Below are 12,008 nucleotides of genomic sequence, written 5' to 3' on the forward strand. Positions count from 1 at the left end.
TTCAACCTATAAAGCTTTCTGAATTGAATTTTCAATTCGGAAAGCTTTTTTATTTAGTCGTACCAAACTTTTTTACCATCCATTTTTCCTACTCGTTGCAGCGTTTATAGTATATTAATCGTTATTTTAATTTGTAGGCGTACCTAAAAAACATTTCTATTTCAAATTTTTTATTGTATAATTGCAACTGGTCATATTTATTGTCACTAGAAAGGTGGAGTTTTTAAGTGAGTGAAGAAAATAAGGGGAATGGCCAAAAGCATAAGCTAATTGAATATGCGAATGGCCCATCGCTCGAAGAAATTAATGGCACCATCGAAGTACCAAAAAATCTAGGATTTTGGAAAATGTTATTTGCGTATTCAGGTCCTGGTGCATTAGTTGCGGTTGGTTACATGGATCCCGGCAACTGGTCAACTTCAATTACCGGTGGACAAAATTTCCAATATCTACTTATGTCTGTCATCTTGATGTCAAGTTTGATTGCGATGTTATTACAATACATGGCAGCTAAACTTGGAATCGTGAGTCAGATGGATTTGGCGCAAGCAATCCGCGCTCGAACCAGCAAAGCATTAGGAATTGTCCTTTGGATTTTAACCGAATTAGCCATTATGGCGACCGATATCGCCGAAGTTATTGGGGCTGCGATTGCCTTATATTTGTTATTTCATATTCCATTAATCATTGCGGTCTTTATTACCGTATTTGATGTCTTATTATTGCTATTATTAACGAAAATTGGCTTCCGAAAAATTGAAGCTATCGTCGTTTGTTTGATTTTAGTTATTTTGTTGGTATTTGCTTATCAAGTGGCCCTCTCCAATCCTGATTGGGGTGGCGTTTTGAAGGGCTTAATTCCAACGACCGACACTTTTTCAACTAGTCACGCCGTTGGTGGTATGACCCCCTTATCTGGGGCCTTAGGAATTATCGGGGCCACCGTCATGCCGCATAATTTATATTTACATTCCGCCATTTCACAGACACGAAAAGTTGATCACAAAAATGAAAATGCGGTTGCTCAAACCATTAGATTTACAACTTGGGATTCCAATATTCAGTTGTCATTTGCATTTGTCGTTAACTCATTGTTACTCATCATGGGTGTGGCTGTTTTCAAAACTGGCGCAGTTAAAGACCCCTCATTCTTCGGGCTCTTTGATGCGTTATCCAACACTGCCATGTTGAGTAACCCCGTTTTAATCGGTGTTGCTAAATCCGGCGTTTTATCCGTTCTATTTGCAGTTGCCTTGTTAGCTTCCGGTCAAAATGCAACCATTACGGGGACCTTAACTGGGCAAGTTATCATGGAAGGCTTCGTGCACATGCGGATGCCACTCTGGTTACGGCGTTTAGTTACTCGGTTAATCTCAGTAATTCCTGTCATCATCTGTGTCTTAATGACGAGTGGTAAGAGTGCCATTGCCGAGCATACTGCCTTGAATACGCTTATGAATAATTCGCAGGTCTTCTTAGCCTTTGCGCTCCCATTCTCGATGCTACCGTTATTAATGCTGACAGACAGTCGTTCTGAAATGGGTGATCGGTTTAAGAATGCCATTTGGGTCAAATTATTCGGCTGGTTATCCGTTATTGGCCTAACCTTCTTAAACTTAATCGGTTTACCAGATGCAATTCTAGCTTTCTTCGGTGACAACCCTTCGGCTGGTGCTCAAGATGTCGCTACAATGATTTCTTACATTTTAATTGCCGCTATTCTAGCTTTGCTGGTCTGGGCTACCTATGATTTACATCGTGGTAATAAAGCCTATGCCGCTAAGTTAGCGTTAGACACTACTGATAAGATTAAAAACTAAGTGGGTGAATAATATGGAAGCTAAATTTAAACGAATTTTGGTCGGTGTTGATGATTCTGCCGATGCCATGCTTGCTTTTGACTATGCGATTCAACGTGCAAAAGCAACCAGCGCTGAATTAGTCATTGTTTCAATTCTTGAAAATAACGATATGAACGTTTACGAAGCATTAAACAAGGATTTCGTTCACGGTGAACGTTCGGCATTAGAACAACACCTGCTAAAATACAAACAACAAGCTCAGGCTGCCGGGGTAGATCTCGTTAGCACGTTAATCGCTGAAGGCGAACCTGGTGAAACGATTGTTAAGAAGGTCATTCCGCAGGTCAAACCTGATATTTTAATTATCGGTTCCGAAGCTAAGAAAGGCCTTGCTCGTCATTTTGGTAGCCAAGCTGCTTACATGGCAAAGTATTCACCAATTTCAGTATTAGTTATTCGATAAGCTAACATCTCTGTGGATAACTCAGCTCAATTAAAAAGAAACCTTGTGGATAACTAACTTATCCACAAGGTTTCTTTTTTGATTTAGTTATTTCGCTTTAACACCACGCACCAGGTAGCTCATCTTAAACGGGCCTGCCCACCAGCCGTTGATACCTAGTAGCTTAGATTCAGCAATCTGAACATTTTCACTTCGAAAAACATCTCGATACTGGGTTGCCCGATAATCAGTATCCACAATTAGCAATTGGCCCCCCGGCTTTAAGACCCGAATCGCTTCATGCACAGCTTGTTCGCGTTGTTGATTGTTTTTAATTTTATGCAAGGCAAAACCACTTACAATCACATCGAACTGGTTGGTTTCAAATGGTAATGTCGTTAATTTCCCAATCACTAAGGTGGTCCGATCTGCGACCCCTAACTCATCAAGATTTTTTTGCGTTGCCGCTGGCGTACCCCGATGCCACGAATCAATCCCAGTTACGTGGCTCGCATTCGTTAATTGCTTAGCGATTCGGGCTAACAAAGCCCCCTGACCACAACCCAAATCTAAAACTTGTCCTGCAGAATCCAAGGGAATTTGCTGAACTAACTGGTCATAAATCACATATTTCCCCCGAATTGCAGTGTACCAGAAGAAAACATTCTCTACTAATATCAACAACCCTATGAAAATATCAATTGCGGCATTAACAGTTCCCCAATTAAAATAATCATAAGCACCCCAAAAAATTATTGCAAAAAAAGACATCACTGGTAACCAAGGTGTCTCAATCCCATAACGTCTAACATCCTTCATATTGCACCCCCTAATTATGAATCCTAATCAAAATTATCATATCATAATTAGATTAGCACATTCAATGGGGGCTTACGCTTAACATCGGACCAACAAAAAGGCGTCATCTATTAAAAGACGACGCCTGAAAAATCTAGTTAATTGAACCCATTATTATGAGTACAACTTTTAATGACAAGTTCTTAAAACTGAACGCTTAAAATGGATAAGCTTTAATTTCATCAACGTCAATTCCCAATCCTTTAGCAACTAATTCGCCATAGATATGGTCAGCTTCATAAAATTGGGCTGCTTCCAAAACCTTGACCTGCCGATCCTTAACTTGGCCCAGGTTTGTCACAATCGTCTCAACCAACCGGGCTTGTTCATTTTTAGCCATTAGCCGGAAGAGCTTGCCAGCAGGGAGACCATAGTCAGTATTGTACGCATAGTGCCCGGCTTCACCGCTAACTGCATACGGTTTAATCCGACCAGCTGGATCCTCTACCGGACCATCTTTACTATTTGGTTCATAGTTGACCGCATCACCATCATTCGCCGTTTGCATAAACCCATCACGTTCATAATTGGCAGGCTGATGCTTGGGCCGATTGACAGGGAGTTGTTCATAGTTTGCACCTAAGCGATAACGCGCCGCGTCTTTGTAGGCAAAAAGGCGTCCTTGTAAGAGTTTATCAAGTGACGGTTCAATCCCTGGCACCATGTTAGCTGGTGAAAAAGCCGCTTCTTCAACACCTTCAAAGTAATTCTCAGGATTGGCATTTAAGGTATAGGTTCCAATTTTAATGAGTGGATAATCTTTTTTAGAGACCACTTGAGTCACATCAAAAATATCATATTTATAATTAAGCCCGGCTTCATATGGCAGAACCTGAACACAGACATCCCAACTTGGATAATTTTTTTGTTCAATTGCATTAAATAAATCGGCCTGCAGAAAATCAGGATTTTCACCAGCCACTTTAGCCGCTACTTCATTACTCAAATTCTTAATACCTTGCTTGGTAATAAAGTGGTATTTGACCCAGTAAGCTTCACCCTGATCATTCACCCATTTATAAGTATGCGAGCCATAGCCGTTCATTTCCCGATAAGAGGCTGGAAGCCCACGGTCTCCCATTAAAATGGTGACTTGGTGCACGGATTCTGGCGAGTGCGCCCAAAAGTCCCATTGCATATCTTGTGAACGTTCATGAGTCTTAGGGTCACGTTTTTGAGAATGAATAAAATCTGGAAATTTCAACGGATCATTAATGAAAAAGACTGGCGTGTTGTTACCGACAATATCATAATTGCCTTCATCCGTATAGAATCTCAACGCATAGCCACGCACATCGCGCACCGTATCAGCGTATCCACTTTCTCCCGCTACCTGTGAAAAACGCGCCAACATCGGCACTTTTTTTCCAACCTCCGTAAAAATTTTAGCCTTGGTATAGGCATGCATGTCTTTGGTTAACTCAAAGTAACCTTTGGCACCCGCACCTTTAGCATGGACAACCCGTTCTGGAATCCGTTCACGATCAAAATGGGCCAATTTTTCTAATAAATTATAGTCTTGAATTAGAACCGGTCCTCGTACCCCCGCAGTTAATGAATGCTCATTATCGCTCCACGCTTGACCAGCTGCATTTGTTAATTTCTTCCCCAAAATAATTCCCCCTAAACTTAATACCTAATAATGACTACTCCTACAATATACAAAACTACTCGTAAAAACCCTACTTTAGTGACTTACAAAGTTTGTAATTATATTTAACAAAATCAATAATACAACTGGCTTAACTGACACTATCACTTTTAATCTTGATTATTGCGATTAATTTAGCACAAAAAGACCGCTAAAATTGGTTTTTAACCCAATTCTAGCGGTCACTTAACTTTTATTATAAATTCACAACTACTTCATTAAACCAAAACCACCGGTCCAACCAATCTTTTCATTGGCTGCAAGTGTCATTTGCAAAAAGCCGATACTTTCCATTTCACGGGCACGTTTAAGTGAACCTGCGTCAACAAAAACCACGCCACTATCCGTTAAAGCGGTAGCTAATTGTTGCTTGGCGGTGTCAGAATCACTAGCTGCCAATACCGTGGTGGTAGCAGTGCCGACTTTACGACTTTGTAAAGTCGCTGCAAAGGTCGTATTGAAGGCTTTTACCACTTGTGATGCTGGCAATAAAGCGGCAATTTCAGCAGCAGCCGAACCATCTGCTGGCACGACTAATTCATCCCAAGTCTCATAATTCAAGGGATTCGTAATATCAACCACCACTTTATGCGCTAAAGCCGCTTGGTTCGCTTTTGCAATACTAATTGCTGCTGGATATGGTACCGCCAAAACCACGATATCGCCTAAGTCAGTGACCGCATCATCATGACCCAAATACGTCACTTGGTTGCCACCCTGCTTAAAGACATCGCCAATCGCTTGCCCCATATTGCCCTTACCAATCATCGTTACCTTTGCCATCTGACAAACCTCCTGATAAATTAATTTATTTTAAGATTAATCTCAACATACGGTTTTTAACTGCGCAGGTCAACTAATTAGCTTACTTATTTAGCAAACTAACTGAAAAATCAAATCAATCCATCTAAATTAGTGATCAACGATTTTTAACAATGTTTTTAAATCCGCTTGCTTATTTAACACAGTCACTAATTGACGCTGACCCTTATCATAAGTCATTGCATCAAAAACGTTTACCGAAGTCTGCGGATCTGCGCTGGTACCCATCTGCAACTCACTTAACTTGATGAAGACGTTAACGCTTGGGTTAACGTCAAAGATAGCAGCGACATCTGGTAACATTTCACCTAATGGCAGCTTATTCGTATAGTTACCACTACTAAAATAAGCCCGCAAACAGAACATCAAAATTGCCCGTTCATACATTGATAACGCTGATAATTGTTTTTGTAAATCGGATTCCATCTTTAAACGACCACCCTATTAGTTTACTTCTCAATTATCATAGCACATGCACCGACTACCTTCATAAAACATACCGGCATTTATGATCATTTTATCAGCTCTATGATGGTGTTACTGGAAAAATCCATCGACACCATTTTTGTAAAAAAAAGGCGCAACTCATAGATGAATTGCGCCCACTTTTCCTCATCAACATCGCCTGATAGAACGTCAGAGATTTTCGTTTTAGCGAAAAGTTAATCATAACTACCCGTAAAACGGGTAGTTTTCTCCAGGGCTATAAGCCCTATGTACTTGCCATCGTCTCAAGGCGCTGGCTTTTGTGTATCAAAACCAAACTGCTCTTGTCACTTTTGCCACCGCTTTAAGCGGTGTTAGTATTACTTACCGTGACCCTTAAAAGGGTCCTCATATTCCCGAACGCTCAAGCGATCCTCCGCCTGATCATGTTTCTCCTGATCACGGATATACTTCTTGATGGTTGCCTCATTCAATCCAACTGTGCTGACATAATAACCAACTGACCAGAAATGTCGATTTCCAAATTTATATTTTAAATTTGCATGCTGATCAAACATCATCAATGCCGATTTACCTTTCAAATACCCCATGAAACTTGATACACTCAGCTTCGGTGGGATACTTACCAATAAATGCACATGGTCCGGCATCATATGGCCTTCCAAAATTTTTACGCCTTTGTATTGGCATAGTAATCGAATATCTTCTTGCAAATCACGTCGATATTGATTATAAATTATTTTTCTCCTATACTTTGGAGTGAATACAATATGGTACTTGCACAGCCATTTGGTATGCGCAAGACTATTTAGCTTATTCGCCATTTCTGACGTCCCCTTTCGATTTTGAATGTTTGGCTCTGACACCTACATTCTAAATCTGATGGGGGGCGTTTTGGTTTAACCATTTTGCCATCCGCCCGCATAGCGGGTGGTTTTTTGTTTCGCACGCTTTAGCGCGCTCAACTAGGCCTAAAGGCATAATAAAATTTACTTACGTCACGCTCCTCAGAAGACAGTACCGTTATTTCTGGTTCGCTCGCCGGTCAAGAAAAATTTTCAAGGTGGATTGGCCCCAAATATGGGTAATCTGGTTTGGCATCACTTTCATGAATTGACGCAATAGCTTGGTGAACCCGACGTCAACGTGTGATCGGTTTCTTTCCATTCCTTTGATTCCAGCGTTTACAACCTTATCCAAGGTGGTACGAATCATTCGTGATGACAGTGTGTTGCCATATTGACCAATCACTTTGGTCCCACTAACCAAAGATGGAATCATTTCTAATACGTAAATATTGGCGTGATGAGCTCGCACCTGTTCTCTAAGCGCATCCGTGTACATATGAATCCCAGCTTTAGAGGCCGAGTGAACGGGTGAGTCAGCCCCAGACATAAGTGAGAGCACTGAACTCATGTTGACAATCATGGCTTCGGGTTGGCGATTTAGCAGGGGCAGGATGGCTTTCGTCAAGAAGATTGTCCCTTTGAGGTTGGTTTGTACCTCTGCAGTCAGATCCGTTAAGGAAATCGATTGGTCAAACAAATCAAATTGTCGCATTATGCCTGCGGAGTTAAGCACGATGGATAAGTCCGGGTAATCACGGGAAAGGTCTCTGACCATCCGTTCAACATCGTCGGGGTTACCCATATCAACGACGACACCCTTCATACCAGGGTGGCTCGCCAAGGTATCCGCTAAATTTGCGGCTGAGTGGCCAGCAATGATGACCTGATTATTCATCGCAAGTAAGCGGGTTGCAAATGCCAATCCAATGCCTGAAGTGGCACCGGTTACTAAAATGGTCTGGTTTTCTAATTTCATAAGTTCTCCTGTGTGTGCTGTACCGGATAGTAACATTACTAAAAATCAATACCCAAATCGAGTCGAACACCTAATGAAGCGGGTATTAAATTGATTTCAAAAAAGCTTCTAAACCACGTTCCAATGAGTCGATTTGAAAGTAGTCGATTGTACCTACGCTATAACCCTGGTTCAATCAACTGCCAGAATGTCTCAAACCGCTCCTTATAGTCAGGATAATCCCAAGTCTCTTTAAAGTCTGGCAATAAGAAGACAGTAAACACTGCTAAAATCGCTTCGGCCTTAGCATACTGCCCTGGCGGATAATCCATCAACCGATTAATTTCAGCATACGCCGGCTGCAAGACCACCTGAAGGCTCGGGATCCGGTTATCAATGTACTGGATATTGCGCTGGGCCAAACATGAATTTTCAGTATACAGTGTCTTTTTGTAGGCGGAAAATTGCTGCAGCCAATCCTTCAACGCCATTTTAGCCATCGGGTAACTTTTAGCTAAAGTTATCTTTTCCAGAATTTCACGTTTGAACCACCGCTGCATCACTGCCGTCCAAAGTTCGTCCTTATTTTTAAAATAACGGTAAAGGGCAGCGTGACTAACGCCTAATTTCTGGCCGATGGTAGCCAAGGTCACATTGCTATCCCGCTCAGCCAACCATTCTGCCGTTTGCAGGATTAATTCATCGCTGACTTTTCGCATATTATCAACCTCACTTCTAATTGATAACAAATTTATCAAAGCTCAAAACTTGATAACAACCTTGCCCTTGGGATGACCACTAGTGACTAATTTGATTGCTTCGTTAATATCTTCAATGTGAAATTCAGTGGCATCAATGGCCGGAATAATACGGTTAGCTTCAATAATTTTGGTGAGCGCTGCTAACTGCGTACCACTACTCCGGACAAATATGAAATGGTACTCAACGTCTTTCTCAGCAGCCTGCTTATCGAATTTTCTACCAGCAAAACCAAATAGCATTCTTTTCATCCAAGAAAGATGATGATCAACTGCAAATCGTTTATTCGGCCCCGCTATCAGTGACAATAACCGGCCACCCGGTTTGATGATTGACAATTCATGATCAATTTCATTAGGCCCCCGAGTATCAATTACAAAATCGACGTCTTTTAGCACTTCCCAATAATTTTCTCTTTTAAAATCAAGATATTGATCTGCACCAATCGCTAATGTCCGTTCTTTTGCTGCCGCGCTACCACTAACGATAACGGTTAGCCCCATATTCTTTGCAATTGGGATTGCCATTTGACCAAATGAACCTGACCCTCCGGGAATAAACACGGTTTGACCAGATTTAGCCTTCAGTTCCTCACGCAGGCCTTGATATGCGGTTAAACCGGTTAAAGCAGCCGCCGCACCAGAAACAAAATCTAGATTAGCTGGCAAAAGACTGATGGCGTTAGCATCCACGGCGACGTACTCGGCAAAACCGCCAATTGTCTGCATCGGTAGGCGAGAATATACCTTATCACCTACATTGATTGCCCTAACATTTGACCCAATTTTTTCAACAATTCCAGTGATTTCATTCCCCATTGTCTGTGGCAATGAATAATTTTGCAACAACCTAAGGCTTCCGGATCCAATGAGATTTTCCAAAGGATTAACCGCTGCAACTTTAACCCTTACTAACACCTCATTTTCATTGATAGCCGGGATTGGAATATTATTAACGACCAACTGATAATTTTTTGCGTATTTTTCTAATTGAGCTGCTTTCAAAATATACCTCCGATTGATAACCTATTTTTAAACGAGTTTGTCCTAATCGATAAAGAAATAGTACCAAGTTTAAGTTACAATTGCAAATTGTTGTAACTTAAATTTGATGTTTTTTAATAACGAATTTATAATTGAAGTGCAACACATCATTGAACAAAAAAAGCCCATAGCGAGTACACTTACTTAACGACCAAGCAAAGAATTACTCGCTATGAACTATCATCATTTTACTATATCTGAACGAGTAAATAGCTTTAGCATTTTTCGCTAAAGACATAATAATTTGTCACGCACAATTGCGGATAGGGACTAAGTAATATCTCATTATACTGTTGAAGATTCGAAGCTATTTTCCATCTACCTTTAGTGTTCCTCATTTAAAAAGTTTAAAGTCATATTTTCATTTTTCTCGTCTATCCTCTCACTCATACTGATTTTTTTAGATACCGCTGACTAAGTTTTTAGCTGGAGAAAACGTATGCATCCAAGTAATAACACCAGCAACCTTATCGTCAAAATCCGCTTCTTTTATAACCTCAGTATATTGATTGGCCTCTAAGATAGTATCTTTCAAAATAACAGGAAATGGTAATACCGCATTTAAGGTGGTCACTATCTCATTGCAGTTATTTTGTACTTCAGTTAATTGTTCAGATCCGTATAGTTTCTGACTACCTGGGATAAACCAAAATTCGTATTTATCGGTCATTTATTTTTCCTTTTCTTAAATAGAGTATGATTAAAATGAAAATTTCTAAAACTATACCAATTGTTACAAATACACTCTGGCCAAACCAAGAGGACAATTTTGCCGCCCCTAATGTCCCTACGACTGTGCTGGCATCCGTAATTGCCAGCACATTTCCCATGGTATGGCTCATCCTGCTTAAACTTACCTCTTGTTGAATCTGTGAGAAAAACTGAATATTGAACATGCCTCTAATCAATCCAAGACTAAACATGCCACATGCCATTATCGGAAAATAGGGATATAGAAGCAGTAAGCTCACTGGTAATAGCAAACTTAACTTATGCAGGCTAATTGTCGGTAGGACCTTTAAACAAACCGGCGCAAGTAAAATACCGATGGCCTCACAAATTAACAGAATACTGAGAATCCAGCTACTTTTTAACACAACAAGAGACAGCCACGGAATTAACACAACAACCAAGGAATCCACAAAGCATCCCAATGCTGCAAATAACAGATTTGAGCCTCTTTGACTGTCTTTAATCTCTTGAAAGTCAGAATCATCCTGACTCACTTCACTCTTAATTTGAATCTTTTGTTGTAGTTGAAAATCAAATACAACCGAAAGTAAAAATAACGCTCCAATGATAAATATAATGAATTTAGGATTAAGTAGCACAAGCAATCCTGTGACTAAAACAGATGATATTATAATCGCCAGTTGTCTTATTTGTGTTTGCACACTATTAATATGAAGTATTTCGTCTTCTACAAATAACAATGGAATAATTGTTTTATTGCTTAGCTTGTAGAAAACGCCAATTGATTTATTCAGCACTGATACTACAACCAATAAAACAACTGTTTCCACAGACAATTCCATTAAGAAAAAAGTCATAATGAACAGAATACCGGTTAGCAGATCCGTTATTATCATGACTAGTTTTGCACCAAGGTATTTTACAACTCTACCTGCTAATAAATTTAACGCGGCTGCCGGTAACATGGTCAAAGTTAAAACTTTACCTAATAAATCAGGAGACCTGGTCTCTTTAACCATAACTACTGAGACTAAATAAGAAAAACCATAGAAACAAAAAAAAGTTATAGCCATGCTAACAATATAAGGAATTTGATTGTCTCTTGGTGTTAATATTGACTTAATTTTTTTATCCATCTAATTCTCCGATTGACCATAATAAGCGGATTCACCATGTTTTCTGTTAAAGTGTTTGCCATGAATTATCGGGGTGAAGTATTTTAAAAAGGGCGCTACATTGGTCAAATTTCGACCAGAATTTAAAACGAGTGTATTTTTTAATTTAATCAAACTCTTAATTGTGGATATAGTTTTGGGAGAAGGTTTTCCATTACTTTGTGTTAACGTTTCATCAATGTCTACGGAAATCAGTTTATTCATGCAATCACTCCTAATTTTATTAACCGGCATTACGAATATATCCATAAGATGTAAATATCGTATTGGTGTTACTGTAAATGTTGAGTGCTTTTCTGGTAAACTTTGTTAAAAAGCTAAATATTCGTTACTAGGCTTGAAGAAAATCACAGCGTTCAGGGATGCTCCCCGAAGGCGTAGATGTAGAAGTAGCCAATAAGATTCCCAATGATGACCTAGATTTTTTATTCTTCTTTGTCGATGGTATGAGAACTCACCACATGAATATGACATTCAAATATTAATTAAAATTACCACTAGCCATAACACTGT

13 protein-coding genes are annotated in these 12,008 nt (G+C 39.9%); 2 read left to right on the forward strand and 11 right to left on the reverse strand.

The features are described from left to right. Window positions 1-227 precede the first annotated feature (227 nt). Both C5Z25_RS05395 and C5Z25_RS05400 read left to right on the forward strand, forming a co-directional pair. Window positions 228-1,820 carry an Nramp family divalent metal transporter gene (locus tag C5Z25_RS05395; RefSeq protein WP_105451697.1) on the forward strand — a complete coding sequence of 531 codons (1,593 nt, stop codon included), beginning with the start codon at window positions 228-230 and terminating at the stop codon, window positions 1,818-1,820. A gap of 13 nt (window positions 1,821-1,833) precedes the next feature. After that, complete coding sequence (locus C5Z25_RS05400) at window positions 1,834-2,265, forward strand: universal stress protein (protein ID WP_105451698.1); 432 nt, start codon at window positions 1,834-1,836, stop codon at window positions 2,263-2,265. An 87-nt stretch (window positions 2,266-2,352) separates the two neighbouring features. Here the strand turns inward: C5Z25_RS05400 and C5Z25_RS05405 are convergent, their stop codons facing one another. The 11 genes from C5Z25_RS05405 to C5Z25_RS05455 all read right to left on the reverse strand — a co-directional run bounded on the left by C5Z25_RS05405 (window position 2,353) and on the right by C5Z25_RS05455 (window position 11,699). Further along, window positions 2,353-3,063 carry a class I SAM-dependent methyltransferase gene (locus C5Z25_RS05405; protein ID WP_105451699.1) on the reverse strand — a complete coding sequence of 237 codons (711 nt, stop codon included), beginning with the start codon at window positions 3,061-3,063 and terminating at the stop codon, window positions 2,353-2,355. A 196-nt stretch (window positions 3,064-3,259) separates the two neighbouring features. Further along, a complete protein-coding gene (locus tag C5Z25_RS05410) occupies window positions 3,260-4,714 on the reverse strand; it encodes a catalase (protein WP_105451700.1) in 1,455 nt (484 codons plus the stop codon). Window positions 4,715-4,963: 249 nt separating this feature from the next. Beyond that, window positions 4,964-5,536 (reverse strand): NADPH-dependent F420 reductase, encoded by a 573-nt coding sequence (locus tag C5Z25_RS05415; protein WP_105451701.1) that lies wholly within the window; start codon window positions 5,534-5,536, stop codon window positions 4,964-4,966. A 129-nt stretch (window positions 5,537-5,665) separates the two neighbouring features. Further along, window positions 5,666-6,001 (reverse strand): hypothetical protein, encoded by a 336-nt coding sequence (locus C5Z25_RS05420; protein ID WP_105451702.1) that lies wholly within the window; start codon window positions 5,999-6,001, stop codon window positions 5,666-5,668. A 380-nt stretch (window positions 6,002-6,381) separates the two neighbouring features. Continuing rightward, window positions 6,382-6,846 (reverse strand): IS200/IS605 family transposase, encoded by a 465-nt coding sequence (tnpA, locus tag C5Z25_RS05425; protein ID WP_105451703.1) that lies wholly within the window; start codon window positions 6,844-6,846, stop codon window positions 6,382-6,384. 199 nt (window positions 6,847-7,045) lie between these two features. Then, window positions 7,046-7,846, reverse strand: a complete 801-nt coding sequence (locus C5Z25_RS05430) for an SDR family oxidoreductase (protein ID WP_158682912.1) — start codon at window positions 7,844-7,846, stop codon at window positions 7,046-7,048. A 158-nt stretch (window positions 7,847-8,004) separates the two neighbouring features. Next, a complete protein-coding gene (locus tag C5Z25_RS05435) occupies window positions 8,005-8,544 on the reverse strand; it encodes a TetR/AcrR family transcriptional regulator (RefSeq protein ID WP_105451705.1) in 540 nt (179 codons plus the stop codon). Window positions 8,545-8,586: 42 nt separating this feature from the next. Continuing rightward, entirely contained in the window at window positions 8,587-9,588 is a 1,002-nt protein-coding gene (locus tag C5Z25_RS05440; RefSeq protein ID WP_105451706.1) for an NADP-dependent oxidoreductase, read from the reverse strand. 439 nt (window positions 9,589-10,027) lie between these two features. Beyond that, window positions 10,028-10,297, reverse strand: coding sequence for a hypothetical protein (locus tag C5Z25_RS05445; protein ID WP_105451707.1), 270 nt, complete (start codon window positions 10,295-10,297; stop codon window positions 10,028-10,030). Further along, window positions 10,287-11,456 (reverse strand): MFS transporter, encoded by a 1,170-nt coding sequence (locus C5Z25_RS05450; RefSeq protein ID WP_105451708.1) that lies wholly within the window; start codon window positions 11,454-11,456, stop codon window positions 10,287-10,289. Before C5Z25_RS05450 ends, C5Z25_RS05445 begins: the two co-directional genes overlap by 11 nt. Beyond that, on the reverse strand, window positions 11,457-11,699 hold the full coding sequence (locus C5Z25_RS05455; protein WP_158682914.1) for an HAD family hydrolase: 243 nt from the start codon (window positions 11,697-11,699) through the stop codon (window positions 11,457-11,459). Window positions 11,700-12,008 lie beyond the last annotated feature (309 nt).

This window comes from Lactobacillus sp. CBA3605 (assembly GCF_002970915.1).
Lineage (GTDB): Bacteria > Bacillota > Bacilli > Lactobacillales > Lactobacillaceae > Lactiplantibacillus.

Excerpts from the sequence above, each read along its gene's own strand:
- tnpA (WP_105451703.1), bottom strand. The coding sequence starts at position 6,846 with ATGGCGAATAAGCTAAATAGTCTTGCGCATACCAAATGGCTGTGCAAG.
- C5Z25_RS05450 (WP_105451708.1), bottom strand. The coding sequence starts at position 11,456 with ATGGATAAAAAAATTAAGTCAATATTAACACCAAGAGACAATCAAATT.
- C5Z25_RS05405 (WP_105451699.1), bottom strand. The coding sequence starts at position 3,063 with ATGAAGGATGTTAGACGTTATGGGATTGAGACACCTTGGTTACCAGTG.
- C5Z25_RS05420 (WP_105451702.1), bottom strand. The coding sequence starts at position 6,001 with ATGGAATCCGATTTACAAAAACAATTATCAGCGTTATCAATGTATGAA.
- C5Z25_RS05455 (WP_158682914.1), bottom strand. The coding sequence starts at position 11,699 with ATGAATAAACTGATTTCCGTAGACATTGATGAAACGTTAACACAAAGT.
- C5Z25_RS05400 (WP_105451698.1), top strand. The coding sequence starts at position 1,834 with ATGGAAGCTAAATTTAAACGAATTTTGGTCGGTGTTGATGATTCTGCC.
- C5Z25_RS05415 (WP_105451701.1), bottom strand. The coding sequence starts at position 5,536 with ATGGCAAAGGTAACGATGATTGGTAAGGGCAATATGGGGCAAGCGATT.
- C5Z25_RS05435 (WP_105451705.1), bottom strand. The coding sequence starts at position 8,544 with ATGCGAAAAGTCAGCGATGAATTAATCCTGCAAACGGCAGAATGGTTG.
- C5Z25_RS05430 (WP_158682912.1), bottom strand. The coding sequence starts at position 7,846 with ATGAAATTAGAAAACCAGACCATTTTAGTAACCGGTGCCACTTCAGGC.
- C5Z25_RS05445 (WP_105451707.1), bottom strand. The coding sequence starts at position 10,297 with ATGACCGATAAATACGAATTTTGGTTTATCCCAGGTAGTCAGAAACTA.